Origin of the sequence: Castellaniella hirudinis, from assembly GCF_042651965.1 — a bacterium.
GTDB lineage: Bacteria > Pseudomonadota > Gammaproteobacteria > Burkholderiales > Burkholderiaceae_B > Castellaniella > Castellaniella hirudinis.
The window spans coordinates 17,159-42,492 of record NZ_JBHSDY010000012.1 but is presented as its reverse complement, the minus strand read 5'-3'; the positions used below and the strand labels follow the sequence as shown (position 1 = coordinate 42,492).

Below are 25,334 nucleotides of genomic sequence, written 5' to 3'. Positions count from 1 at the left end.
CTCTGCGCTGGATGAGAGGCGCATTCTCTGCGTCCGGCATAGACTCCCGCGAACTTCACCTTTAACACCATTGTCCGTCCTGGCCGTGCCGCCGGCCGCCCTCGGGACGGACGGGACGGGGCGGGCTACGCATGAACAAAATTTATCGACTGATCTGGGACCGGACCGCCCAAGCCTGGGTCGTGGCCTCAGAAATCACCCGCAGCCGAGGCAAGCGCCGCGCCGGTGCGGCGCTTGCCCTGAGCCTGATCGCCGCGCCCGCCGTCGCCCTCGACGGCAACGCCCTGCCCGGCGGCGGTGTGGTCGGCGCCGGCAGCGCCACCCTGGCGACGAACGGCGCGACGCTGACCGTCACCCAGCAATCGCAGAACGCCACGATCAACTGGCAGAATTTCAATATCGGGGCCAATGCGGCGGTCAACTTCGTCCAGCCCAACAGCAGCGCCATCGCGCTCAATCGCGTGGTGGGCAGCGACGGCACCCAGATCCTCGGCCGGATGAACGCCAACGGTCAGGTCTGGGTGCTCAACCCCAACGGCGTTCTCTTCGGCAGCGGAGCCCAGGTCAACGTCGGCGGCCTGGTGGCCTCCACGCTCGGCATGTCGGACGCCGACTTCATGGCCGGCAAACGCACGTTCTCAGGCAACGGCGGCAGCGTCGTCAACCAGGGGACGATCAACGCCGGATCCGTCGCGCTGCTCGGCGGGCGGGTGAGCAACGAAGGCGTCATCGTCGCCCGGCTGGGCACAGCGGCCCTCGGGGCGGGCAAGCAGGTGACGCTGGACTTCGCCGGCGACCAGTTGCTGGGCATGCAGGTCGATCAGGGCGCACTCCAGGCGCTGGCCGCGAACAAGGGCCTGATCCAGGCTGACGGCGGCACGGTGCTGATGAGCGCCAAGGCCAAGGACGCGCTGCTCGACACCGTGGTCAACAACACCGGCATCATCCAGGCGCGCACGCTGGAGAACCGCGCGGGCCGCATCGTGCTGCTGGGCGACGCGGACGGCGGCACGGTCCATGTCGGCGGCACGCTGGACGCCGGCGCGCCCGACGGCGGCAACGGCGGTTTCATCGAAACCTCCGGCGCACATGTACAGGTGGCTGACAGCGCCACCGTCACCACCAAAGCCAAAAGCGGCAAGAGCGGCGCCTACCTCATCGACCCCAACGACTTCACCATCGCCGCCAGCGGCGGCGACATGACCGGCGCGCAAATCGGCAACATGCTGGAAAACAACGGCGGCGTCACGATCGCCACCGCCACTATGGGCACGACCGGCGGCAACGGCGACATCAACGTCAACGACACGGTGACGTGGAGCCGGAACACGCTGACGCTGAGCGCCGAACGCAACATCAACATCAACGCCCAGATGAACGCCGGCGGCACCGCCGGCCTGGCGCTGGAATACGGCCAGGGCGCGGTCGCGGCGGGCAATACCTCCACTTACAACGTCAGGGCCCCGGTCAACCTCGCCAGCACCGGCAGTTTCAGCACCAGGCAGGGCAGCGACGGCGCGACCGTCGACTACACCATCATCACCGCCCTCGGTGGGCAAGGCAGCGCCACCGGCACGGACTTGCAGGGCATCCAGGGCAATCTTGCCGGCCGCTACGTGCTCGGCGCAGACATCGACGCCGGCACCACGGCAGGCTGGAGCGGGGGCGCCGGCTTCAATCCGCTGGGCAAGAGTTCGCCGTTTACGGGCGTATTTGACGGCCTGGGCCACGTCATCAACGACCTGACCATCAACTGGAGCCACAGCGATTACGTCGGCCTCTTCGGACACACCAAGGCCTCCGCACTGCGCAATGTCGGACTGGTGGGTGCGCGCGTGACCGGAAATGCGAATGTCGGCGGCCTGGTGGGCTACCAGGAGAGCGGCAGCATCGCCAATGTGTACGTGGACGGCAGCATCACCGGAAACACCAACGTCGGCGGTCTGGTGGGTTCATTTGGCGGCAGCATCACCGATGCTTATACGACCGGCAGCGTGACCGGGGCGGCTGTGACCGCCGGCGGCCTGGTGCAGAAATCCCTGGGCATCGGCGGTCTGGTCGGAATCGCTCAAGGCAGCATCGCCAATGTCTACTCGACCAGCAGCGTGACGGGGGACCAGCAGGTCGGCGGTCTGATAGGCACATCCATGGGCAGCCTCACCAATACCTACGCGACCGGCAAGGTATCGGGGGGGACCAGTGTCGGCGGTCTGGTGGGTAGATCTTATGGCAGCATTACCGCCAGCTTCTGGGACCAGACCACCACCGGACGGAGTAACGGAGTCGGCGAGGTCATCATGGGAAACCCGAGCGGGGCGATCGGCATCGCCTCGCTTGCCGATGCGTTCAGCGAGAACACCTATACCGCCCAAGGCTGGAATTTCGGCACGACGTGGTTCATGGCCGATGGGGCGACGCGGCCATTCCTGCGCTCGGAATGGTCTACCACCATCACCAACGACCATCAGCTTCAGCTCATGGCCATGGACCTGGGGGCACACTACCGCCTCGCCGCCAATCTCGATCTCGCAGCCACTCTCGCCAACCCCTCCTCGATGTGGAAGGCGGCGGCGGATGACTCGACCCGGAGCGGCTTCAGCCCCATCGGCACGGACTTGGCATCGTTCACCGGCACGTTCGACGGGCTCGGCCATACCCTTTCCAACCTCACCATCGTGTCTCCCCTGGCCAATGTCGGCCTGTTCGGCGCCCTGGGGAGCAGCGCCGTCGTCCGCGACGTAGGCCTCGACGGCGGCTCCGTGACAGGCACCGGCGAAGCCTACGACGTCCCCTACAACACCTACATCGGCAGCCTCGCCGGCACCAACGCCGGCAGCATCAGCGGCGTGCATACGAACATTGCCGTCACGGACGGCAGCGACACCCAGCCCTCCGTCATCGGCGGCCTCGTGGGGTGGAATCTCGGCGGCAGCATCGCGAACGCCCACGCCACCGGCGCGGTCAGCGGCGCCACCGCCGGCGGCCTCGTGGGTGAAAACGACGGCGGCGGCAGCATCACGGACGCCTACGCCACCGGCAAGGTGAGCAGCACTGGCGACGCCGGCGGCCTCGTCGGCTGGAACGGCGGCAACGTCGACGCAGATTCCGGCAGCATCACGAATGCCTATGCCACCGGCAACGTGACCAGCAAGAGCTCCAGCGGCTGGATCAATGTCGGCGGCCTGGTGGGCTACAACTGGGCCACGGGCACCATCACGAATGCTTACGCCACCGGCAACGTGCAAGGAAGCGGCGACCCTGTCACTACGATCGGAGGCCTGGTCGGCCACAACGAAGGCGGCAGCATCACGAACGCCTATGCGAGCGGCACGGCGACAGGCCTCAGTAGTTACGCTGAAGTGGGCGGCCTCGTAGGCTGGAACGACTACGATGGCCACATCACGAACGCCTATGCCACCGGCGCGGTAACGGGCAGCAAAAGCAACGCCTATACCGGCGGCCTCGTAGGGATGAACGGCGGCAACGTCACGAATACCTACGCAACTGGCGCTATAACGGCTACCGGTAAAAATACAGGCGGCCTGGTGGGCTACAACGACGGCGACATCACCGCCAGCTTCTGGGACATGACCAGAACCGGCAAAACAACCGCCATCGGCAGCAACGATGGCGGCACCGTCAACGCCACGGGCTTGACCACGGCGCAGTTACAGGACACCGCCGGTTTCATGGCCCGGGCCGGCAGTTGGGACTTCACCGGCGCCTGGGCGCCGTCGAGCCTGGGCTACGACCCCGTGCTCTATGCGCTGACCCCGGTGGTGTGGGTGAACAACATCAGTTCCGCCTCGACCTATGGCGACACCACCGCCACGGTCGGCGCTGTCGGGCCGGTCCACGGCGGCGCGGGGGCCTATGTCTTCGGCCACGCGGGCGACAGCGTGACGCCCGCCGCCGGCTGGACCCTGGGCGTCAACGGCGCGCTGGGCGCAGGCAGCCACAATGTCGCCTTCGACGGCGTCAACGGCGCCGCGACCAGCTCGGATGGCGTCAACTATCGAGTGCTGTACTACGGAACCAACGAAATCAGCGTCGGCCAACGCGCGCTGACCATCAAGGCCTCGAACCAGTCCAAGACCTATGGCGACACCCTCAATCTCGGCACCACGGCCTTCACGGCGAACGGCCTGGTCAACGGCGACAGCGTAGACAGCGCGGACCTCGCCAGCCTGGGGGCGGATGCAAGCGCCACGGTCGCGGACGGTCCTTATGCAATCACCGCCTCGGGCGCGCAAGGCTTGGGGCTTGCCAACTACGCCATCACTTACGGCAACGGCAAGCTGACCATCGCCAAGGCCAACGCCACCGTCACGGCGAACAGCGGCAACGGCACTTACAACGGCCAGCAACAGCACATCACCGGCTTTACCGCGACCGGCCTGGTCAACGGCGAAACAGCAAGCGTCTTGACCGGCCTGACCGAGAGCGGCGGCGTCGGCACCAACGCCGGCAGCTATGCGCACACGGTCAGCGGCAGCGCCAGCAATTACAACCTGATCTTCATCGATGGCGGTTTGACCATCGCCAAGGCCAACGCCACCGTCACGGCGAACAGCGGCAACGGCACTTACAACGGCCAGCAGCAGCACATCACCGGCTTTACCGCGACCGGCCTGGTCAACGGCGAAACAGCCAGCGTCTTGACCGGCCTGACCGAGAGCGGCGGCATCGGCACCAACGCCGGCAGCTATGCGCACACGATCAGCGGCAACAACGGCAACTATGCGTTGACCTTTGTGGATGGCGTGCTGGACATCGCCAAGGCTGCGCTGACCATCAGCACGGGCAATGTGGCCAAGACCTACGATGGCACGACCACCGCGCTCGCCGCCCATGGCGCCGCAGCCCTGGTGACGGGCGGCACGCTCTATGGCGGCGATTCGATCTCCGGCGGCCGCTTCGCCTTTACCGACAAGAACGCCGGCACCAGCAAGACGGTCACGGTCGCGGACGTCACGGTGAACGACGGCAACGGCGGCGGCAACTACGATGTGACCTACACCGCCAACACCAGCAGCACGATCCACAAGGCCAATGCCACGGTCACGGCCAACAGCGGCAGCACCACCTACAACGGCCAGCCGCAGCGCGTGACCGGCTTTACCACGGCCGGCCTGGTCAACGGTGAAACGGCAAGCGTCCTGACCGGCCTGAGCGAAACCGGCGGCGTCGGCACCGACGTCGGCAGCTATGCGCACTCGTTCAGCGGTAGCGACGGTAACTACAACCTGGCCTTCGTCGATGGCAGCCTGACCATCAGCCCCTCCCGGAACCCCGCCGATTATGTCGCGGCCAATGTCTCCGCGCAGACTTTCGACGGCAAGCCGCGCCAGATCCAGCCCACGGACGACACCGGCGCGACCGCCCTGCTGCTCAACCGGGACCAGCCCGAGTGCCAGATGAATCTGCCCGCCAACCTGATGGATGCCTGCAAGTAAATGCCACGTATTCATGACAAGAAGCGCTGTCTGCTCGCGGCGCTCTGCCTGGCGGCGAATGTATCCATTGCCCAGCAAGTCCCCACGGCGGGGCAGCTCCTGCAACAGGCCGAGCCGCCACCGCGCCTGCCTTCCGGCGACGCGCCGCCGCCTGCCACGGTCAAAGAGCATGTCGGCGCGCCGGCGGATCACGGCGTGCGCTTCGAGCTCAAGGGCATCCATTTCACGGGCAACCAGGCATTCACCACGCCTGAGTTGCTCGCACAGGTCCAGGACGGGATCGGCAAGCGCTTGAACCTGAACGGGCTCGACGCGCTGGTCCGCCGCATCACCGACTATTACCGGGCGCACGGCTACCTCGTCGCGCGCGCCTACCTGCCCGCGCAAGAGATCGCCGACGGCCATGTCACGGTTGCCGTGCTCGAGGGCCGGATCGGCAAGGTCGTCCTGAACGACACGGCGGGCATGGCGAACAATGCGCTGGCTCCCGCCCGGCGCGTCCAGGCGGGCGACCCGATTCGCACTGATGCGCTGGAGGGCGCGCTGCTGCGCCTGGCCGATCTCCCCGGCGTGGCCGTGACCTCGACCCTGCGCCCGGGCGAGACCGTGGGCACGTCCGACTTTCTGGTGAATGTGGCGCCCGGCCGGACACTGACCGGTTCCATCGATCTCAACAATTTCGGCAACCGCTATACCGCGTCCAACCTGCTGGGCGCGAGCCTCTACTGGAACAACCCGGCAGGCATCGGCGACCAGTTGAGCGCACGTGTCCAGAGCGGCGGACGCAATTTCAATTACCAACGCCTTGGCTACCAGTTGCCGGTCGGTCAATCCGCCACGCGCGTCGGGGTCGCCGTGTCGCACATGGCTTATCGCCTGGGCCAGGAGTTCGAACCCCTGGATGCGGATGGCGACGCGACCGTGGCCAGCCTATACCTGTTGCAGCCCCTGCGGCGCAGCCGCAACAGCAGTTGGTACGCCACGCTGCAATACGACGACAAGCGCCTGCGAGATCGCATCGGCGCCGCCTCGACCGACACCGACAAGCGCGTGCAGGACGTGAGCGCCGGCATCGCCGGCCATTTCACGGACGGGCTGGGCGGCGGTGCGGTCAACAACGCCAGCCTGGTCTACACCGCGGGCAGGCTGAGCCTGGATGCCGCCAGCGCCCGGCTCGATGGCGCCAGCGCGCGCAGCAACGGGGGCTACGGCAAATGGACGGGCTCTTTCCAGAGGCTGCAACGCCTGCCGGCGGGCCTGACGCTGTTCTTCAACGCCAATGGCCAATGGGCCGACAAGAACCTGGATTCGTCCGAGAAAATGTACCTGGGCGGCGCCAGCGGCGTACGCGCTTACCCGCAGGGCGAAGCCAGCGGCGACGACGGGTATCTGATCAACGTCGAGTTGCGCCACCCCCTGGGGTATGGCTGGGAAGCCTTGGGCTTCTATGACCGGGGCCAGGTACACGTCAATCATTCGGCGTGGGACGACACGGCCCGGAACCAGCGCACGCTGGCCGGCTACGGCATCGGGGTGAGCTACACGGCGCCCGCCTTCAGCCTGCGAGGCTATGTGGCGTGGAAGGCAGGCACCGGGCAGCCGACCTCGGATACCGATCGCTCACCGCGCGTCTGGGCGCAGGCGGCTTACCAGTTCTAAAGGCCATCAGGAGAAGAAGTTCTTCACCTTGTCGGTCCAGGACTCGCTTTTGGGTGAATGGCGGTCACCGCCGCTGTGCAGGGACGACTCGAACTGGCGCAGCAGCGTCTTTTGTTCGTCGTTCAGGCGCACCGGGGTTTCCACCACGATGTGGCAGTACAGATCGCCGGGATAGCTGGATCGGACGCCCTTGATGCCCTTGCCGCGCAGGCGGAAGGTCTTGCCTGTCTGAGTGCCTTCGGGGATGGTGATTTCCCCGCGCCCGGCCAGCGTCGGGACTTCCTGCACACCGCCCAGCGCCGCCTTGGTGAAGGGGATGGTCAGCTCGCAGTGCAGATCCTCGCCCTGGCGTTCGAAAATGCCGTGGGGCTTGATGCGGATTTCCACGTACAGATCGCCCGGGGGGCCGCCGTTCAGGCCCGGCTCGCCGTTGCCGGTGGAGCGGATGCGCATGCCGTCGTCGATCCCGGCGGGGATCTTGACCTGCAGGGTCTTGTTCTTGCGGATGCGGCCCACGCCGTCGCAATCGCCGCAGGGGTCGGTGATTTCCTGGCCGGTGCCGTGGCAGGTCGGGCAGGTCTGCTGCACGCTGAAAAAGCCCTGCTGCATACGCACGGCGCCGCTGCCGCCGCAGGTGTGACAGGTACGCGGCGAGGTCCCGGGCTTGGCGCCCGAGCCGTGGCAGGTCTCGCACGGATCCCAGCTGGGGATGCGGATCTCGGTATCGAACCCGTTGGCCGCCTGCTCCAGGCTGATTTCCAGGGAATATTTCAGGTCGGCGCCGCGATAGACCTGCGGACCGCCGCCGCCCCGCCGGCCGCCTGCGCCGCCGAAGATTTCTCCGAAGATGTCGCCGAAGGCGTCGGCAAAGCCGCCCGCCCCGCCGCCCATGCCCGCGCCGGCCGCCGCATTCGGGTCCACGCCGGCATGGCCGAAACGGTCATAGGCCGCGCGCTTTTCCGCGTCGGACAGCATCTCGTAGGCCTCTTTGACCTCTTTGAACTTGTCCTCGGCCTCTTTGCTGTCCGGATTGCGGTCCGGGTGGTATTTCATGGCCAGCTTGCGGTAGGCCTTGCGAATGTCGTCATCCGAGGCGTTTTTGGCCACGCCCAGGATTTCGTAAAAATCTCGTTTTGCCATGGATTCGGATTGCCTGTGCTATGCGCTGCTGATTAAAGGACACATGCCCGGACCGGTCTAAAACCAGTTCCGGGCAGGTGCGCGCGGATCACCGCGCCCGCCCGGCAACCGCCGTCAGGCGGGCCGGTCGGACGCGATGTGCGATCAGTCGCGCTTCACTTCCTTGAAGTCGGCATCGACCACGTCATCTTCCGCCGGCTTGGCGCCGTCGGCTGCCGCCGCGCCTTCGGCCGCCTGCTGGGCCTGCATGTCGGCGTACATCTTTTCGCCGAGCTTTTGCGAAGCAGTGGACAGGGCCTCGACCTTGGCGTCGATGGCGGCTTTGTCGTCGCCCTTGATGGCTTCTTCCAGATCCTTGATGGCGGTCTCGATGGCTTCCTTTTCAGCGGCCTCGAGCTTGTCACCATATTCGGTCAGGGACTTGCGCGTGGCGTGGACCAGGCCCTCGGCCTGGTTGCGCGCCTGCGCCAGTTCGGCGATGCGGTGATCTTCCTCGGCGTTGGCCTCGGCGTCCTTCACCATGCGCTCGATCTCGTCTTCGCTCAAGCCGGAGCTGGCCTTGATCGTGATCTTGTTTTCCTTGCCGGTACCCTTGTCCTTGGCCGACACGTGCAGGATGCCGTTGGCGTCGATGTCGAAGGTGACCTCGATCTGCGGCAGGCCGCGCGGCGCCGGCGGGATGCCTTCCAGGTTGAACTCGCCCAGCGCCTTGTTGCCCACGGCGATTTCGCGCTCGCCCTGGTAGACCTTGATGGTCACGGCCGGCTGGTTGTCGTCCGCCGTGGAGAACACCTGCGAGAAACGCGTCGGGATGGTGGTGTTCTTCTTGATCATCTTGGTCATCACGCCGCCCAGGGTCTCGATCCCCAGCGACAGCGGCGTCACGTCCAGCAGCAGCACGTCCTTGCGGTCGCCCGACAGCACGGAACCCTGGATCGCGGCGCCGGCGGCCACGGCCTCGTCGGGGTTCACGTCCTTGCGCGGATCGCGACCGAAGAATTCCTTGACCTTTTCCTGGACCTTGGGCATGCGGGTCATGCCGCCGACCAGGATCACGTCGTCGATATCGGAGACTTTGATGCCGGCGTCCTTGATCGCCACACGGCAGGGCTCGATGGTACGCTCGATCAGTTCCTCGACCAGCGCTTCCAGCTTGGAGCGGGTGATCTTCAGGTTCAGGTGCTTGGGACCGGAGGCGTCGGCCGTGATGTACGGCAGGTTGATCTCGGTCTGCTGCGTGGAGGACAGCTCGATCTTGGCCTTTTCAGCGGCTTCTTTCAGGCGCTGCAGGGCCAGCACGTCCTTGGACAGGTCGGCGCCGGATTCCTTCTTGAACTCGGTGATGATGTATTCGATGATGCGCTGGTCGAAGTCTTCGCCGCCCAGGAAGGTATCGCCGTTGGTCGACAGCACTTCGAACTGCTTTTCGCCGTCCACGTCCGCGATTTCGATGATGGACACGTCGAAGGTGCCGCCGCCCAGGTCATAGACGACGATCTTGCGGTCGCCGCGCTCGGCCTTGTCCAGGCCGAAGGCCAGGGCCGCCGCGGTCGGTTCGTTGATGATGCGCTTGACCTCCAGGCCGGCGATCTTGCCGGCGTCCTTGGTCGCCTGGCGCTGGCTGTCGTTGAAGTAGGCCGGCACCGTGATCACGGCTTCGGTCACTTCCTCGCCCAGGTAGTCCTCGGCGGTCTTCTTCATCTTGCGCAGAATGTCGGCCGACACCTGCGGAGGGGCCAGCTTCTTGTCCTGGGCTTCGACCCAGGCGTCGCCGTTTTCGGCCTTGGTGATGCGGTAGGGCATCAGGTCGATGTCCTTTTGCACGGCCTTTTCTTCGAACTTGCGACCGATCAGGCGCTTGACGGCGAAGATGGTGTTCTTCGGGTTGGTGACGGCCTGGCGCTTGGCCGGGGCGCCCACCAGAATTTCACCGTCCTGCATGTAAGCGACGATGGAAGGCGTGGTGCGCGTGCCTTCGGAGTTTTCAATGATCTTGACCTTGGAGCCGTCCAGCACTGCGACGCAGCTGTTGGTCGTGCCCAGGTCGATGCCGATGATCTTGCCCATGTTGAGTCCTGTCGATATTTGAATGAGTGGGCGGGCCACATGCCCGCCGATGAGTCGAATATGGGGCCGCCGGGGCCGGTTTCAAGACCCGGGCGGATGCCTTCAGGCCGGGCCGGCCGAGACCATGACCAGCGCCGGACGCAACACGCGGTCGGCGATCAGGTAGCCCTTTTGCAGCGTCTGGGCGACAGCGCCCTGGGGATGTTCCGAAGGCACGTTGGAAATCGCCTGATGGCGGTGCGGGTCGAAGGTCTCGCCGGGCGCCGGGGCGATCTCGCGCATCTGGTTGCGTTCGAAGGCGGTGTTCAGTTGCCGCAAGGTGGCCTCGACGCCGCTGCGCCAGTCCTCGGCGGTCTGGTTTTCCTGGGCCAGCGCGGCCTCCAGGCTGTCGCGCACGGGGATCAGGCTCTCGGCGAAGGATTCCGTCCCGAACTTGCGGGCTTTGGACACATCGTCCTGGGCGCGGCGGCGGACGTTCTCGACTTCGGCGTGCGCGCGCAGCAACTGGTCGTGGTAATCAGCGACCTGCTTCTGGGCTTCGTCCAGCAGCGCGGCGAGGTCCTCGCCCGGTTGGGCGGCGACGGGCTCAGCGGCGGCATCCGCCGGCTTCTGGCCTTCGGCCTGGGGTGCTTCGGCGCTCGGCGCGGCTTGCGGATCCAAGTCTTCCTGGGGAGCCGACATGGTGAAATCTCCAATGCTGAAATGAGGGAACGAAGGGGTAAATGGGGATGAGGCGGCGGTTCTTCAAGACCTGAACTGCGCAGGAGCACCACCGGCATACGGATGCGGGTGGCGCAGCGGGACAACGGTTTGCTACTTCCAGCCGCCCAGATTGTCGGCGATCAGCCCGGCAAAATCCCGCGCCCAGGCCGGATCGGCATTCAGGCAGGGGATGTAGCGGAAGGTCTGGCCGCCCGCCGCCAGAAAGGCCTCGCGACAGCCCATGTCGATTTCTTCCAGCGTCTCCAGGCAATCCGCCAGGAAACCCGGACACATCAGATCCACCGTGCCGACGCCTTCCCGCCCCCAGGCCTCCAGCGTGGGCTGGGTATAGGGCTGCAGCCAGGGCGCCGCCCCGAAGCGGCTCTGGAAGGCGACGTGCAGGCGATCGCCGTCGACGCCCAGGCGGGCGCGCAGGGCCCGGGCGGTCTGCTGGCAATCGCGGAAATAAGGATCGCCCTGGCGCACCGACTGCTGCGGCAGGCCATGAAAACTGAGCAGCAGCCGGTCGGGCTTGCCGGCCTGATCCCAATGCGCGCGCACCGCACGGTGCAGCGCATCGATATAGGCATCGTCCGTCGGAAAACGGTCCAGGAAACGCAGCGTGGGCTGATGGCGCAGCCGGGCCAGATACGCAGCGACGGCATCGACCGCCGTGGCCGTGGTGCTGGCGGCGTACTGGGGATACATCGGCACCGCCAGGATGCGGCCGCAGCCGGCCGCGCGCAGCGCATCCAGCGCGTCGGGCAGGGCCGGCCGGCCGTAGCGCATGGCCAGCTCGACGCGCACGTCCAGCCCCCGATCACGCAGAGACGCCGCCACGGCGTCCGTCAGGTCCTGGCTATGCACCAGCAGGGGCGATCCCCGATCCAGCCAGACCTGGGCGTATTTCGGGGCGATGGCCGCCGGCCGACGCGTCAGCACGAACAGGCGCAGGATGATCTGCCACAGCGCGGCCGGCAGCTCCACTACTCGGGAGTCGGACAGGAATTCGCCCAGGTAGCGGCGCACGGCCGCCGGGGTCGGCGCGTCAGGCGTGCCCAGGTTGATCAGCAGAACGCCCAGCGGCCCGCGTTCGGGTCCGGGCGCATCCGGGTCCAGCGCCCGGGGATCGGGGGCTTCGGAAAGAAAACGGCTCATGAGGGAAATACTTGAAACGCTTGAAATACTTGAGATTCTTGGAACACGGCAGGCATCAGGACGCGGCCTGGCCGAGGGCATTGGACAGCATGCGGGCCGTGATGTCCACGATGGGAATGACCCGGTCATAGGCCATGCGGCTGGGGCCGATGACGCCCAGCGTGCCGATCACCTGCCCGTCCACCCCGTAGGGCGCGGTGATGACCGAGACGTCTTCGAGCGGCACCAGGCGGGAATCGCCGCCGATGTAGATCTGCACGCCCTGGGCGCGGCTGGAGACGTCCAGCAGATGCAGCAGGTCGGTTTTTTGTTCGAACAACTGGAACAGGCGGCGCAGCCGGTCCATGTCGGCCGTCATTTCGGATACGTCCAGCAGCTTGCCTTCGCCGGAGATGACCACGGCCTCGTCGTCCGTGTCCGGCGTGTCCAGGCCGGCGTCCACGGCCTGCTGCATCAGGCGGGAAATATCGGTGCGCAGCGTGGCCAGTTCGTCGGCCAGCGCCAGGCGCACGGCATGAAAGGACTTGCCGGAAAACTGCCGGTTGAAGAAATTGGAGGCCTCCAGCAGTTCGACCTCGGTATATTCGCGCGACACGAACAGGATGCGGTTCTGCACGTCGCCGTTGGGCGTGACGATGATCAGCAGCACCCGCCGGTCCGACAGGCGGATGAATTCGATGTGGCGAAACACCTGGGTGCGCTTGGGCGTGAGCACCACGCCCGCGAACTGCGACAGATTCGACAATAGCGAAGCGGCGGCGGTCACGGCGCGGCCGGGTTCGGCCGCCGGCAGGCAGTCCGCGATCAACAGGTCGGGACTGAGCGCGTACGGCTGGGCGGTCAGCAGGCTGTCGACGAACATGCGGTAGCCGCGCGGCGTGGGCACGCGGCCCGCCGAGGTGTGCGGGCTGTGGATCAGGCCCAGGTCTTCCAGGTCGGCCATGACGTTGCGGATCGTGGCCGGCGACAAGTCAAAGACTTTTGACAGCGTGCGCGACCCCACGGGCTGGCCGTCCGCGATGTAGCGTTCGACCAGCGCCTTCAGCAATGTCTTGGCTCGATCATCCATGTCCAGTGTCCAGCATGGGATGAAAACGGCCCACCGGCATCGGCAACCGCGTCCTCATCCCCCTATAATCGGCGGATACGCCCAATGGGCGTATCCATATTATTCCATTAATTCCGGGAGCCTCCCCGCCCATGCACTTCAAGACCGTCGCCTTGATCGGCCGCCACCAGGACAGCGGCATGGACGCACCCCTGCGCCGGCTGGGCCAGGCCCTGTCCGCAGCGGGATGCACCATCCTGATCGAGGCCGAAACGGGCCGCAATACCGGCGTCGCCGACTTTCAACTGGCCTCGTACGAGGACATCGGCACGCGCGCCGACCTGGCCATCATCATGGGCGGCGACGGCACCATGCTGGCGGCGGCGCGGCAACTGGCCACCTCCGGCGTGGCCATGATCGGCATCAACCACGGCCGCCTGGGCTTCATCACCGACATCCCCCTGGGCAGCGCCGACGAAGCCATCACCCGCGTGCTGAACGGCGCCTTCGTCCAGGACGAGCGCATGCTCCTCGAAGGCCGCGTCATGCGCGGCGACGAAACCATCTTTTCCGGCCTGGCCCTGAACGACGTGATCATCAACCGCGCCGGGCGCGGCGGCATGATCGAACTGCGCGTCGAATGCAACGGCGCCTTCATGCACAGCCAGCGCGCCGACGGCCTGATCATCGCCACGCCCACGGGATCGACGGCCTACGCCCTGTCGGCCGGCGGGCCGATCCTGCACCCCCAGGTCAATGCCCTGGTGCTGGTGCCCGTGGCGCCGCAGACCCTGTCGAACCGGCCCATCACCCTGCCCGACGACAGCGTGCTGAACATCACCATCCGCGCCCTGGGCCGGGTGGAATCGGGCGCCAGCGTCCACTTCGACATGCAGGCCCTGTCCAACTGCCAGGAAGGCGACCGCATCGACGTGCGCCGCAGCCCGCACCGCGTCCGCTTCCTGCACCCCCAGGGCTACAGCTATTTCTCCACCCTGCGCAGCAAGCTGAACTGGAACCGCATGCTGCACCCCTGGGACGAACCCGATCAATAGCCTCCGCCTCCATCATGCTGCGCGCGCTGCACATCCGTGACTTCGTCATCGTCGAACAGGCCGACATCGCCTTCGACACCGGCTTCACCGTGTTTTCCGGCGAGACCGGGGCCGGCAAGTCGATCCTGATCGACGCCCTGGCGCTGGCGCTGGGGGGCCGGGGCGAGGCCTCGCTGATCCGCCAGGACGTCCCGCGCGCCGACATCAGCGCCGTCTTCGACGCGCCCGAGGCCGCCGCCGGCTGGCTGGCCGAACAGGCCCTGGAAGGCCCGGAACTGATCCTGCGCCGCGTCATCGACGCCCAGGGACGCAGCAAAGCCTGGATCAACGGCGTACCCGCCACCCTGGGCCAGTTGCGCGACCTGGGCGCCTTGCTGGTGGACATCCACGGCCAGCACGCCCACCAGAGCCTGCTGCAGGCCGCCAGCCAGCGCGAACTGCTGGACACCCATGGGGGGCATGCCGATCAGGCGCGCGCCCTGCTGCAGGCCTGGACCGACTGGCGCCAGGCGCAAGCGGCGCTGGATGCCGCCCGCAGCGACGCCGCCGGCCAGACGGTCCTGCTGGAACGCCTGGCCGCCGACGTTGCCTGGCTGGACGATCTGGCGCCCGAACCCGGCGAATGGCCGGACCTGTGCGCCCGCCAATCCCGCCTGGCGCACGCGCAGGCCCTGCTGGCCGGCGCCGGCCAGGCCGTCGAGGCGCTGGATGGCGAATCCGGCTCGGCGGCCCAGGCCCTGCACGCCGCAATCCAGTCGCTGCAATCCCTGGCGCGCCACGACCCCGCGCTGGAAGAACACCTCCAGTCCCTGGAATCGGCCCGCATCCTGTGCGCGGAAACCGTGTCCGGCCTGAACGCCTACGCCGACCGGCTCGAACCCGACCCCGCCGCGCTGGAGCAGGCCGACGCCCGCATGGGCCGCATGTTCGAGGCCGCCCGGCGCTTCCACGTCGAACCCGAGACCCTGGCCGAACACCACGAAGCCCTGCGCACCCAGCTACGCCAGGCCGAAGCCGGCCAGGACCTGGAAGCGCTGGAACAGGCCTGCCGCCGGGCCGAATCGGATTACATGGCACAGGCCCGCGCCCTGGGCGCCGCCCGCCGGGCCACGGCCGTCCAGCTCGCTGGACAGGTGACGGCCGCCATGCAGACCCTGTCCATGGACGGCGGCGTCTTCGACATCACCCTGGCGGACTGCAAGCCCTCCGCGCACGGCCTGGAAACCGTGGAATTCCTGGTCGCCGGCCACGCCGGCGTCCCGCCCCGGCCGCTGTCGCGCGTGGCTTCCGGCGGCGAACTGGCGCGCATTTCCCTGGCCCTGTCGGTGATCGCCAGCCAGGCGGCCCGGGTGCCGACCCTGATTTTCGATGAAGTGGATGCCGGCATCGGCGGCGCCGTGGCCGAAGTCGTCGGCCGCCTGCTGCGCGAACTGGGCGCGCGCCACCAGGTCCTGTGCGTCACCCACCTGCCCCAGGTCGCGGCCTGCGCCGCCCGGCATTTCCAGGTCAGCAAGACCACCCGTGCGGGCCACACCCTGTCGGCCATCCAGCCGCTGGACGCCCAATCCCGCACCGAGGAAATCGCCCGCATGCTGGGCGGGCTGAAGATGACGGATGCCACGCGCACGCACGCGCGCGAAATGCTGGCGTCGGGACAGACGGGTTGAGGAACCTCTTTCAGAGGTTCCTCAGGCCCTCTTAGAAGCGGAGCACTTCGGGCAGATGCCGTAGAGCATCATGTTGTGGCTTTCGAGCGTGAAGCCGTTTTCCTTGGCGATCCGATGCTGGCGCTTTTCGATTTCCGCGTCGGAAAACTCCACCACCCGGCCGCAGTTGGTGCAGATCAGGTGATCGTGGTGGTCGCCGTCGTTCAGTTCGAATACGGCCTTGCCGCCGTCGAACTGGCTGCGCAGCAGAATGCCCGCCTGCTCGAATTGGGTCAGCACGCGATACACCGTGGCCAGGCCGATGTCCACGTCTTCGGCGATCAAGGCACGATAGACGTCTTCGGCACTGTGGTGACGGGTTTCCGCCTTGCGGAATACATCGAGGATCTTCAGGCGCGGAAACGTCGCCTTCAGGCCCATGTTCTTGAGTTCAATCTGATCGTTCATGGTTGAAGTATCCCGGGGAACGCGGCGAAAGGCAAGCGGGCCGGAAACCCCCCGCATACAGCCGCGGTCATGCGCAATTCCGAATTCCCTTTATGATAGCGGTTTTAGCGGCCGCGGATGCGCGGCCCTTGTATCCATCACGGGGACTTTCGTGCACATCGTATCCAGCGCTCATTCCCATCGGCTGACCTTATGCCTGGCCGCCAGCGTCCTGGCGCTGGGCCTCGCAGGCTGCGGCTCGACCAACTGGGGCTTCCCCTATCGGGCCACCATCCAGCAGGGCAACTGGATCACCACCGAACAGATCGCCAAGCTTGAAACCGGCATGACCCGCGACCAGGTGCGCTTCATCCTGGGCACCCCGACGCTGCAGGACGTCTTCCACGCCGAGCGCTGGGACTACCCCTATTACAACCAGCCCGGCTACGGCAAGGACGAACTGCGCAAGTTCACCGTCTGGTTCGAAAATGACCAGTTGACGCGCTGGACGGGCGACGAACAGCCCGACCGCCAGCCCTTCCAGAAGGCCGACAGCGGCAAGGAAGCCGTCCAGTCCGCTGACACCGCACGCGCCGCGCAACAGGCGTCGTCTCCGGGCCTGGACACGTCGGCCTCGCCCAGCGGGCAAAGCGTCGTGCCGCAGGCCACCATCGACACCGCCCCCATCGGCACGACCCGGAAGGAGGGTCAGGAATAATGCGTATCGCCATCGCAGGCGCCTCGGGCCGCATGGGACACATGCTGATCCAGGCCGTCCTGGAATCCCAGGACCTCACCCTGGCCGTCGCGCTGGACCGCACCGGCCATGACGCCCTCGGCCAGGACGCCGGCGCGTTCCTGGGCACCGATACCGGCGTGCGCATCACCGACGACCTGAACGCCCTGGCGGGCGCCGACTGCCTGATCGACTTCACCCGTCCCGAGGGCACCCTGACCCACCTGGATGCCTGCGTCGCGCACAGCGTCAAATGCGTCATCGGCACCACCGGCTTCGATGCCGAAGGCAAGCAGGCCATCCGCGCCGCCGCCCAGAAAACCGCCATCGTTTTCGCCCCCAACATGAGCGTGGGCGTCAACGCCACGCTGAAGCTGCTGGACATGGCCGCCCGGCTGCTGAACAGCGGCTACGACGTCGAAGTCTTCGAGGCGCACCACCACAACAAGGTCGATGCGCCTTCCGGCACTGCGCTGGCCATGGGCGAGGCCGTGGCGCGCGCCTGGGGCAAGCCGCTGGACGACATCGCCGACTGGGCGCGCCACGGCGAAACCGGCGCGCGCGAGACCGGCCACATCGGCTTTTCCGTGCTGCGCGGCGGCGACATCGTCGGCGACCACACCGTGTATTTCTGCGGCACCGGCGAGCGCATCGAAATCAGCCACCGCTCCAACAGCCGCGTCTCCTACGCCCAGGGCAGCCTGCGCGCCGCGCGCTACCTGGCGCGCCGCGAGTTCGGCCTGTTCGACATGCAGGACGTGCTGGCGAGTTGAGGTTGGCTCGTTGGTCCTGGTTGGAAGATGAAGGGCCTTCGTTGATGCGAAGGCCCTTTTTTTGGGGCTGGGATCAGTCCAGGATCACGGGTTCCTGCTCGAGTTCGACCCCGAATCGCATCCGCACGTCAGCGCGCACAGCCTGCGCCAGCGCCAGCACATCCGCTGCCTGCGCACCGCCGTGGTTCACCAGCACCAGCGCCTGGCGCGCGTGCATGCCCACCGGCCCCAGGCGACGCCCCTTCCAGCCCGCCTGCTCGATCAGCCAGCCGGCCGCCAGCTTGACCCGGCCATCGGCCTGGGGATACGTCCGCAGATCGGGGAACCGCTGTTTCAGCGCTGCCGCCTGATCAGCGTCGATCACAGGGTTTTTAAAGAAGCTGCCCGCATTGCCCAGCACCGCCGGATCAGGCAGCTTGCGGCGGCGGATCTCGCAGACGGCGTCGAAGATCCGGCGCGGATCGTCTTTTCGCAGGCCGGGAAAATCGCGCAGATCCGGGTAGTCCAGGCGTGGCACCCAGGCCTTGGGCAGCGCAAAACGCACCCGCACGATCAACCAGCGCCCTGCCCCGTCGCGCTTGAACAGACTGTCGCGGTAGGAGAAGCCGCATTCCTCTGGAAGCAGCGTGCGCTCCCGCCCAGCGTGCAAGTCCCAGGCCACCACCGAATGCAGGCGCTGGTCCAGTTCCAGCCCGTAAGCGCCGATATTCTGCACCGGCGCCGCCCCCACCGTCCCCGGGATCAGCGCCAGATTTTCCAGCCCCGGCCAGCCCTGGGCCAGACAGTGATCCACAAAACCGTGCCAGGACTCTCCTGCGGCCGCCTCGACGATCCAATGATCGGCGGTCTCATCCCACAGGCGGATGCCGCGCAGCGCGACCTGCAGGATGCAATGGCGCGGACGAGCTGCGATCACCAGGTTGCTGCCGCCGCCCAGGACGAATAGCGGGGCATCGGCTTGCTGGTCTTTTTGGCTCGCGGCCAGGGCTGCGCACAAGGCCGGGACGGCGGATTCGTCATCCAGCACCGCCACAGCCGCCCGCGACGGCAGGCCCAGGGTGTTGCGGGCTTGCAGGTCTTGATCAGTGAAGACGGGGGGTTGGGTGGACATGGAAACAGAGGATCGCAGCGGAAGGCGTAAGCATACCGCGCGGGGTTCGATTTGACAGGCCCTGATATCGTGCTTTATAGTTCTGCCTCTTGCTTGATTGTGCATCGGCAACAGCCCCCGGCAAGGGACTGAAGCCCGGCCTGAAAGATCACACGATTTGACAGACTGAAAAACACACCTTACAATGCAAGGCTTAGCTGAATAGCTAAACAACGCGGGAATAGCTCAGTTGGTAGAGCGCAACCTTGCCAAGGTTGAGGTCGCGAGTTCGAGACTCGTTTCCCGCTCCAGATTCTAAAAAGGCCCAAACTTCGGTTTGGGCCTTTTTGCTTTTGCTGGCTCCAGCGCGCACCTACGCGATTGCTTACCATCAAAGAAGATGGCCTGTGACTGACCTCCTCCCAAAATATGGGGTTGCCATTGAAGCCAGCAATGATGCGGAGAAACTCTGGCCGTACCACCCCAGCGCGGTAGAAAACACGGATACTTACCTGCGACCGAGCATCCTGCTTGAATTTGGCGGACGCAATGCTACGCTACCCAGGGCACCACGACAATCGCGCCGGATGTCGACATACATGCGCCGGGGCTAACCTTCCCGACGGTTCATGCAGAAACTCTTTGACTGACTTCGAAGCATGGCGGATGCTGTTGCAGCGCCTATGCACAAAGAATGTCCTATGAAAAATCAAAAAAAACATACACAAGAACCAATTGATATAAATTACCGCCTGGAGCTTGGAGAGTTTACGGATATCGCTCGTCGCATTGAGCACAACAATATGGTTCTTGTGCGAAAGCACTGTTCTGACAGCGTAACTTTGATTGAGAGAGCACTGAATCTTTTATATAGAATCACCTCGCATTATGCATGGCTACTCCATGCCTCTCATATAGCGAAAATGAACGAAGCCAGCAAAGGAATTTTTGCTGCCATACACAAGAACCAAGTTGCCTTATACAGCAGCCTGAGACTGACTCAGCGTGGACTCCACGGTCCTGCTCGGGCAATTCTTCGACATGTCTTTGAGGCACAAATAATTGCAAAGTATTGTGCAGTAAGCGATGATAGAGACCTCTATACACGCTGGAGAACTGGCGAAGAAGTTCGTTTTTCCCCAGGAATTCTTAAGAAAATCAAAAAGCCTAGCGTGGATGCATTCCGAACTTTTTGGGGTGACATGTCCAGTTTTGTACATGCCACGGTCTATGCACAACAGGTGACTATCAACATCAGAAATTCACCCGAAGATATTGATGTGAACTTTGTTTTTCTGAAAACCCTTTTAAACTGCCAAGCACATTTACTTACAGCGCATCTTATTACACCTTCCATGCACTATTACGCCAAAAGATACTCAGGAGCAGGGGCCGTTCCCGCCTTGAAAAAAGAGCTGAGGTACTTGCTGTCTGAGACAAAAATGCAAGTATCCCCATTGCCCCGTAAGATCATTCGAAATTACTGCGCAACTTGGGAAATAGCTCCTCAAGGACGCTAAATTCAAAGTTAGCTATACCTCGATGAATTCTGTTAGTTCTTACTTCGATTACCCAACAACTCCGACCGCCCAATCACCTCTCGCCCACTTTCCGCCTTCTCAGGCTCCGAAAACCCTGCCCGCTCCATCGCCTCATCCAGCCCCTGGAAGGCAACCGAGCCCTTCGCCTCCCTCAACGATCCCATCCCCTCATTCCAGGCATACACCATCTGCTTGGCAACGGTATGCCAGCGCGGCTCATTCCTGGCGGCCTCGATCACTTCCCGCCCCACTTCCACCGCCGACTCGCACAAACGCTCCACCATCTCCGCATACTGCTTCGGCGCAATACCCAGCCGAGATTTGAAAAAACGTTCCAGCGTTCTCCCCACCACCCAGGTCTGCCGTCCCTCCACCGACAATCCCGGCGGATTGGCTGCATAGCGTGGATACGCCTGAGTCGTGACAAGGTCATAAACCGGCGTATAAGCGACATCTTTCAAGCCGGTGTAATACAGCGCAATGTTCTTGGCATGGCAATCGGCATTGCGCACCACATAGTTGATCAGCAAGTGCCAACCGAACTGCTCCAACTGCCCTCGTATCGCCGTGACAGGCACATACGCACGAGTCGCATTCAGCACCCGCTCGGTCGTCGTCGCATATTTCTCATGCGGCGGCAGCCCCAGCAGGCCGCAGGCATCTTCGACCCCATGCGTGGCAACGCCCTGCGTATCCACGTCGAACCGGTCCACGACCAGAACACGCCCGTCCTCCGACATTCGTGTCTTGGCGACTGGCACGACATTCAGGCGCTCCAGGACCCGCATGGTGTAGAACTCGTTGAACCCGAGATAAGGCGTACTGTCGTCCGAGCCCTTGATGATGTGCAGACTGGTGCGCAGTGTCGGTTTGCCCAGGACCTGGGCAAGCTCATCCGACCCCTCTTCCGGCGCAATGAACTTAGGCACCATGCCGGAGACGGACGCGCGGGCATATCGACGCACCAGGCTGGCAAAATGCGCTGTGGTGTTCTCGGCCTTGAGCAAGGTCTCGATCTGCAACGGCTCCATGTCACCGACCGGTCCACCGCTCTCCGACGTGACGGTGACACGTCCAATTCCCATTCCGCCGACGATCGCTAATAAAGAAAGATCCGTGCCATCCAGCAAAGGCCCGAATTCTTCACGGATGATGCTCAGCAGGTAGCCTTCGGGCAAGTTCTGGCGAAAAAAAGGATGTAGATCCCGTGGCCAGCGCCACGATTCTGCGCGCACCGGCATCGTCAGGCTGACGAAATCGGCGGGATCGGTATCCGGCAGATAGCTCAGGACATACTCGTCCCGCTCCCGATAGAGCTTGGCGACTGCTCTTCCGCACACACGTACATCGAGCTTCATGACGCTTCACCCCGACGCTGCTCGGCCAGGATATCCTCAATCGTCCGGGCATGGCCCTGCTTGACGGGCTTGAGGTCATAGCCTGCGGCCTCCAGCAGTCGCAGCAAGGCAGAGACACTCATATCGCCTTTGGCAAGCGTTTCCATGCGGGCAACGGTCGTACGGGAGACCCCGGCTCGTCGAGCCAAAGCATCCTGGCTCAGGCCGGCTTCCCGGCGCACGTTACGCAGCAGATCTGCGACGTCAGCAAGTGTTGTCACTGTATCTCCTGGGCATCAAAAAACCACTTTAATACTAAAAATGTAGCCCATAAGACACATCACTACAATAGAGGCATTCGAACACCCCCATCCCAATCGACAGAAATCGCTATCCCAGAGTATTTTGTAGCCCATAAGCATCAAATCAGCCCATACCGACTCAGTCTGGTGCTTAAGAGCCACAGGCGGATGATGTTGCCGAGGGCGAAGAACAAGGCTACAGTTGAGGTGCCTGCAGTTCATTGCGGTCAAGGAAGTATTTTCGAAACAACCACTTAAAACACTAAGTCAAGACTCGTTTCCCGCTCCAGATTCTAAAAAAGCCCAAACTTCGGTTTGGGCCTTTTTGCTTTTGCTGGCTCCAACGCGACTCCGGGCCATCGTTTACTACCCGTCGCAAGCATTCACCGCCTCACGCCATCGGAATTTTCATGACAACCTTGGACGAATTGGGCCCCCGCATCTGCATTCTTGGTCCATCCAACAGCGGCAAATCCACCCTCGCCCACGCGATTGCACGTCATCAAGAACTGCCCGCGATCCATCTCGACCAGCTTTTTCATACGCCAAATACAGACTGGGTCCCTCGGCCGGTAGAGGAATTCCGTCAATTGCATCATGACGCAATCACGCAGGCCCGCTGGGTCATGGACGGCAACTACAGCCAGACGCTCCCGCAACGCTTGGCTCGGGCGACCGGGCTCATCCTGCTGGACGTACCGACAGGCATCAGCCTATGGCGTTACTTGCGCCGCACATGGTTCGAAAGGGACAGGAAAGGTGCGCTCGCCGGAGGACGCGATAGTGTGAAATGGGACATGCTGCATCACATTGTCGTCGCCACCCCGCCCAATCGCCGCCGCTATCTCGAACTGCACGAGCGTGTTGCCTTGCCCAAGTGCAAACTGCTGACGCCTCGGGAACTGAACCGTTTTTATCGGACGGAACGGCTTGGTGAGTATTGAGAGCCAGACCGCCCCCGACCACGAACACCTCCTCCCCCAGTCCCTACTCATAACTCCGCGCATCCTCAATGACCTTGCCGTCATTGGGTAAACTGCCCGGGGGCAGCATCTGCACCTCGCCGCGCAGCTTGGTGACTTCGCGCAGCACCTCCATCAGCAGATCGGCCATGCCCGGGGCAGTCTCGCGCGTTTCCACCTGCAGCAGCATCTGGTCGTTGGCCATGGAGCCGCTGACCACCAGCCGCGCCTTGAGCACCTGCGGAAAGCGCCTGGCGACCTCGGCCACCTGGCCCGGCTGCACGAACATGCCGCGCACCTTCGTGGTCTGGTCGGCGCGCCCCAACCAGCCCTTGATACGGGTGTTGGTGCGCCCCGTGGGGCAAGGACCGGGCAGCACGGCCGACAGGTCGCCGGTGCCGAAGCGGATCAGCGGGTAGTCGGGGTTGAGCGTGGTGACCACCAGTTCGCCCACCTCACCCTCGGGCACCGGGTCGCCCGTGCCGGGGCGCACGATCTCGACGATCACGCCTTCGTCGATCACCAGGCCCTCGCGGGCGCTGGTCTCATAGGCGATCAGGCCCAGGTCGGCCGTGCCGTAGCACTGCATGCCGTGCACGCCGCGCGCGGCGAACCACTGGTGCAGCGACGGCGGGTAAGCCTCGGCCGAAAACAGCGCCTTGGTCAGGCTGGGCAGCGGCACGCCCATCTGCCCGGCCTTCTCCAGGATGATTTTCAGAAAGCTGGGCGTGCCGATGTAGCCGGCCGGCTGCAGGTCGGCCATGGCCTGCACCTGCTGCTCGGTCTGGCCGGTGCCGCCGGCGAACACGCTGCAGCCCAGCGCGTGGGCGGCGGTCTCCATCATGAAGCCGGCGGGCACGAAGTGGTAGGAGAAGCAGTTGTGCAGCAGTTCGCCGGCACGAAAGCCGGCCGCATACAGCGCGCGCGCCATGCGCCAGTAGTCGCGCCGCGCGCCCTCGGGTTCGTACAGCGGACCCGGGCTGCAGAACACGCGCGGCAACGCCGCACCGAAACCGGCAGTGGCAAAGCCGCCAAACGGGTTGCCGCCGCCACGCGCTTGCTGCTGGCGCTGCTGCAGCGCGCTCTTGCGCGTCACGGGCAGTTGCGCCAGCACGGCGCGGCTGGTGACGGCGCTCGCATCGACGCCGACCAGGATGGCGGCAAACGCCGCGCTGTGGCGCTGGGCGTGGTCGATCTGCCGAGGCAGGGCCCGCATCAGCGCCGCCTCGCGCGCCTCGGGGCTGCGGGTTTCCAGGTCGTCGTAGAAGGTGCTCATGCCGTGGGCCTCTGAAGTGAAGTCATCGAATGTGAAGCCATCGAATTCGAAAGGGTGCGCGCTCGACCGATCGCATGCGCCGCATCAGGCCAGCCAGCGCTTGCGCCGCTTGTAGCTCTTCACGTCGCGAAAGCTCTTGCGCGCGCTGCCGCCCATGCCCAGGTAGAACTCCTTGACGTCCTCGTTGCGGGCCAGATCGTGCGCGCTGCCGTCCATCACGATGCGCCCGCTCTCCATGATGTAGCCGTAGTCCGCGTACTTGAGCGCCATGCTGGTGTTCTGCTCGGCCAGCAAAAAGGTGGTGCCTTCCTTGGTGTTGAGGTCGTGCACGATGTTGAAGACCTCCTCGACGAGCTGGGGCGCCAAGCCCATCGAGGGTTCGTCCAGCAGCACCAGCGACGGGCTGCTCATGATGGCGCGCCCAATGGCGCACATCTGCTGCTCGCCGCCCGAGGTGTAGGCCGCCTGGCTGGCGCGCCGGGTCTTCAGGCGCGGGAAGTAGGCATAGACCTTCTCCAGGTTGGCGGCGATGTCGGCGCGGTCGCGCAGCGTATAGGCGCCTGTGAGCAGATTTTCCTCGATGGTCAGGTGGGCGAAGCAATGGCGTCCCTCCATGACTTGCACCACGCCGCGTTTGACGAGTTCGGAGGGCGTGAGGTTCTCGATGCGCTCGCCGCGCAGTTCGATCGAGCCCTTGGTGACCTCGCCGCGCTCGCCCTTGAGCAGGTTGGAGATGGCGCGCAGCGTCGTCGTCTTGCCCGCGCCGTTGCCGCCCAGGATGGCGACGATGGCCCCCTGGGGGACGGCGAGCGAGACGCCCTTGAGCACCAGGATCACATGGTTGTAGATCACCTCGATGCCATTGACTTCAAGCATCGAGGAAATCGAGGAAGGGGCCTGTTCGCTCATCCTGTCTTTCCCGTTTCCAGACTGTGAGGG

General features: G+C 64.7%; 19 protein-coding genes and 1 tRNA gene. 9 read left to right on the top strand and 11 right to left on the bottom strand.

The genetic code is table 11. From position 1 onward, the window contains the following. Positions 1-131 precede the first annotated feature (131 nt). Both ACFO0J_RS17685 and ACFO0J_RS17680 read left to right on the top strand, forming a co-directional pair. A complete protein-coding gene (locus ACFO0J_RS17685) occupies positions 132-5,456 on the top strand; it encodes a GLUG motif-containing protein (RefSeq protein WP_376814414.1) in 5,325 nt (1,774 codons plus the stop codon). Further along, complete coding sequence (locus tag ACFO0J_RS17680) at positions 5,457-7,115, top strand: ShlB/FhaC/HecB family hemolysin secretion/activation protein (RefSeq protein WP_376814413.1); 1,659 nt, start codon at positions 5,457-5,459, stop codon at positions 7,113-7,115. A gap of 6 nt (positions 7,116-7,121) precedes the next feature. On the opposite strand, the gene dnaJ is transcribed toward ACFO0J_RS17680, so the two are convergent. The 5 genes from dnaJ to hrcA form a co-directional block, all read right to left on the bottom strand. Further along, the gene (gene dnaJ, locus ACFO0J_RS17675; protein ID WP_376814412.1) at positions 7,122-8,255 is read right to left on the bottom strand and encodes a molecular chaperone DnaJ; all 1,134 of its coding nucleotides are present in this window, start codon (positions 8,253-8,255) and stop codon (positions 7,122-7,124) included. A 144-nt stretch (positions 8,256-8,399) separates the two neighbouring features. Continuing rightward, positions 8,400-10,322: a molecular chaperone DnaK gene (dnaK, locus tag ACFO0J_RS17670; protein ID WP_376814411.1), complete on the bottom strand. Its 1,923-nt coding sequence runs from the start codon at positions 10,320-10,322 to the stop codon at positions 8,400-8,402. Between the two features lie 102 nt (positions 10,323-10,424). Then, positions 10,425-11,003, bottom strand: a complete 579-nt coding sequence (gene grpE / locus ACFO0J_RS17665) for a nucleotide exchange factor GrpE (protein ID WP_376814410.1) — start codon at positions 11,001-11,003, stop codon at positions 10,425-10,427. A 132-nt stretch (positions 11,004-11,135) separates the two neighbouring features. After that, positions 11,136-12,182, bottom strand: a complete 1,047-nt coding sequence (gene hemH, locus ACFO0J_RS17660) for a ferrochelatase (protein ID WP_376814409.1) — start codon at positions 12,180-12,182, stop codon at positions 11,136-11,138. 55 nt (positions 12,183-12,237) lie between these two features. Then, entirely contained in the window at positions 12,238-13,251 is a 1,014-nt protein-coding gene (hrcA, locus tag ACFO0J_RS17655) for a heat-inducible transcriptional repressor HrcA (RefSeq protein ID WP_376814408.1), read from the bottom strand. Positions 13,252-13,382: 131 nt separating this feature from the next. Between hrcA and ACFO0J_RS17650 the strand changes: the two genes are divergently transcribed. Beyond that, complete coding sequence (locus tag ACFO0J_RS17650) at positions 13,383-14,285, top strand: NAD kinase (protein WP_376814407.1); 903 nt, start codon at positions 13,383-13,385, stop codon at positions 14,283-14,285. 14 nt (positions 14,286-14,299) lie between these two features. Continuing rightward, on the top strand, positions 14,300-15,952 hold the full coding sequence (recN, locus tag ACFO0J_RS17645) for a DNA repair protein RecN (protein WP_376814406.1): 1,653 nt from the start codon (positions 14,300-14,302) through the stop codon (positions 15,950-15,952). Positions 15,953-15,973: 21 nt separating this feature from the next. On the opposite strand, the gene fur is transcribed toward recN, so the two are convergent. Beyond that, positions 15,974-16,399 (bottom strand): ferric iron uptake transcriptional regulator, encoded by a 426-nt coding sequence (gene fur / locus ACFO0J_RS17640; protein WP_376814405.1) that lies wholly within the window; start codon positions 16,397-16,399, stop codon positions 15,974-15,976. 157 nt (positions 16,400-16,556) lie between these two features. Here fur and ACFO0J_RS17635 point away from each other — a divergent pair, with 157 nt between their 5' ends. Then, a complete protein-coding gene (locus ACFO0J_RS17635) occupies positions 16,557-17,096 on the top strand; it encodes an outer membrane protein assembly factor BamE (RefSeq protein WP_376814459.1) in 540 nt (179 codons plus the stop codon). Further along, complete coding sequence (gene dapB / locus ACFO0J_RS17630; protein WP_376814404.1) at positions 17,096-17,887, top strand: 4-hydroxy-tetrahydrodipicolinate reductase; 792 nt, start codon at positions 17,096-17,098, stop codon at positions 17,885-17,887. The genes ACFO0J_RS17635 and dapB overlap by 1 nt, the downstream gene beginning before the upstream one ends. Before the next feature lie 73 nt (positions 17,888-17,960). Here the strand turns inward: dapB and murB are convergent, their stop codons facing one another. Beyond that, positions 17,961-18,998: a UDP-N-acetylmuramate dehydrogenase gene (murB, locus tag ACFO0J_RS17625; protein WP_376814403.1), complete on the bottom strand. Its 1,038-nt coding sequence runs from the start codon at positions 18,996-18,998 to the stop codon at positions 17,961-17,963. Between the two features lie 214 nt (positions 18,999-19,212). Between murB and ACFO0J_RS17620 the strand changes: the two genes are divergently transcribed. Both ACFO0J_RS17620 and ACFO0J_RS17615 read left to right on the top strand, forming a co-directional pair. Next, positions 19,213-19,288: transfer RNA gene (locus ACFO0J_RS17620), tRNA-Gly, on the top strand. A gap of 348 nt (positions 19,289-19,636) precedes the next feature. Beyond that, positions 19,637-20,497, top strand: coding sequence for a hypothetical protein (locus ACFO0J_RS17615; protein WP_376814402.1), 861 nt, complete (start codon positions 19,637-19,639; stop codon positions 20,495-20,497). Positions 20,498-20,529: 32 nt separating this feature from the next. On the opposite strand, the gene ACFO0J_RS17610 is transcribed toward ACFO0J_RS17615, so the two are convergent. Together ACFO0J_RS17610 and ACFO0J_RS17605 are read right to left on the bottom strand one after the other, a co-directional pair. Then, positions 20,530-21,876 (bottom strand): type II toxin-antitoxin system HipA family toxin, encoded by a 1,347-nt coding sequence (locus tag ACFO0J_RS17610; protein WP_376814401.1) that lies wholly within the window; start codon positions 21,874-21,876, stop codon positions 20,530-20,532. Next, positions 21,873-22,136, bottom strand: a complete 264-nt coding sequence (locus tag ACFO0J_RS17605) for a helix-turn-helix domain-containing protein (RefSeq protein WP_376814400.1) — start codon at positions 22,134-22,136, stop codon at positions 21,873-21,875. The genes ACFO0J_RS17610 and ACFO0J_RS17605 overlap by 4 nt, the downstream gene beginning before the upstream one ends. Before the next feature lie 431 nt (positions 22,137-22,567). Here ACFO0J_RS17605 and ACFO0J_RS17600 point away from each other — a divergent pair, with 431 nt between their 5' ends. Then, positions 22,568-23,101, top strand: coding sequence for a P-loop NTPase family protein (locus ACFO0J_RS17600; RefSeq protein ID WP_376814399.1), 534 nt, complete (start codon positions 22,568-22,570; stop codon positions 23,099-23,101). A gap of 43 nt (positions 23,102-23,144) precedes the next feature. On the opposite strand, the gene ACFO0J_RS17595 is transcribed toward ACFO0J_RS17600, so the two are convergent. Further along, on the bottom strand, positions 23,145-24,395 hold the full coding sequence (locus ACFO0J_RS17595) for a phenylacetate--CoA ligase family protein (RefSeq protein WP_376814398.1): 1,251 nt from the start codon (positions 24,393-24,395) through the stop codon (positions 23,145-23,147). An 84-nt stretch (positions 24,396-24,479) separates the two neighbouring features. Next, positions 24,480-25,304, bottom strand: coding sequence for an ABC transporter ATP-binding protein (locus ACFO0J_RS17590; RefSeq protein WP_376814397.1), 825 nt, complete (start codon positions 25,302-25,304; stop codon positions 24,480-24,482). Positions 25,305-25,334: the final 30 nt, after the last annotated feature.

Excerpts from the sequence above, each read along its gene's own strand:
- hemH (WP_376814409.1), bottom strand. The coding sequence starts at position 12,182 with ATGAGCCGTTTTCTTTCCGAAGCCCCCGATCCCCGGGCGCTGGACCCG.
- ACFO0J_RS17680 (WP_376814413.1), top strand. The coding sequence starts at position 5,457 with ATGCCACGTATTCATGACAAGAAGCGCTGTCTGCTCGCGGCGCTCTGC.
- dnaK (WP_376814411.1), bottom strand. The coding sequence starts at position 10,322 with ATGGGCAAGATCATCGGCATCGACCTGGGCACGACCAACAGCTGCGTC.
- ACFO0J_RS17685 (WP_376814414.1), top strand. The coding sequence starts at position 132 with ATGAACAAAATTTATCGACTGATCTGGGACCGGACCGCCCAAGCCTGG.
- ACFO0J_RS17595 (WP_376814398.1), bottom strand. The coding sequence starts at position 24,395 with ATGAGCACCTTCTACGACGACCTGGAAACCCGCAGCCCCGAGGCGCGC.
- recN (WP_376814406.1), top strand. The coding sequence starts at position 14,300 with ATGCTGCGCGCGCTGCACATCCGTGACTTCGTCATCGTCGAACAGGCC.
- murB (WP_376814403.1), bottom strand. The coding sequence starts at position 18,998 with ATGTCCACCCAACCCCCCGTCTTCACTGATCAAGACCTGCAAGCCCGC.
- grpE (WP_376814410.1), bottom strand. The coding sequence starts at position 11,003 with ATGTCGGCTCCCCAGGAAGACTTGGATCCGCAAGCCGCGCCGAGCGCC.
- ACFO0J_RS17610 (WP_376814401.1), bottom strand. The coding sequence starts at position 21,876 with ATGAAGCTCGATGTACGTGTGTGCGGAAGAGCAGTCGCCAAGCTCTAT.
- ACFO0J_RS17615 (WP_376814402.1), top strand. The coding sequence starts at position 19,637 with ATGGCGGATGCTGTTGCAGCGCCTATGCACAAAGAATGTCCTATGAAA.
- dapB (WP_376814404.1), top strand. The coding sequence starts at position 17,096 with ATGCGTATCGCCATCGCAGGCGCCTCGGGCCGCATGGGACACATGCTG.
- ACFO0J_RS17590 (WP_376814397.1), bottom strand. The coding sequence starts at position 25,304 with ATGAGCGAACAGGCCCCTTCCTCGATTTCCTCGATGCTTGAAGTCAAT.
- hrcA (WP_376814408.1), bottom strand. The coding sequence starts at position 13,251 with ATGGATGATCGAGCCAAGACATTGCTGAAGGCGCTGGTCGAACGCTAC.
- fur (WP_376814405.1), bottom strand. The coding sequence starts at position 16,399 with ATGAACGATCAGATTGAACTCAAGAACATGGGCCTGAAGGCGACGTTT.
- dnaJ (WP_376814412.1), bottom strand. The coding sequence starts at position 8,255 with ATGGCAAAACGAGATTTTTACGAAATCCTGGGCGTGGCCAAAAACGCC.
- ACFO0J_RS17600 (WP_376814399.1), top strand. The coding sequence starts at position 22,568 with ATGACAACCTTGGACGAATTGGGCCCCCGCATCTGCATTCTTGGTCCA.
- ACFO0J_RS17650 (WP_376814407.1), top strand. The coding sequence starts at position 13,383 with ATGCACTTCAAGACCGTCGCCTTGATCGGCCGCCACCAGGACAGCGGC.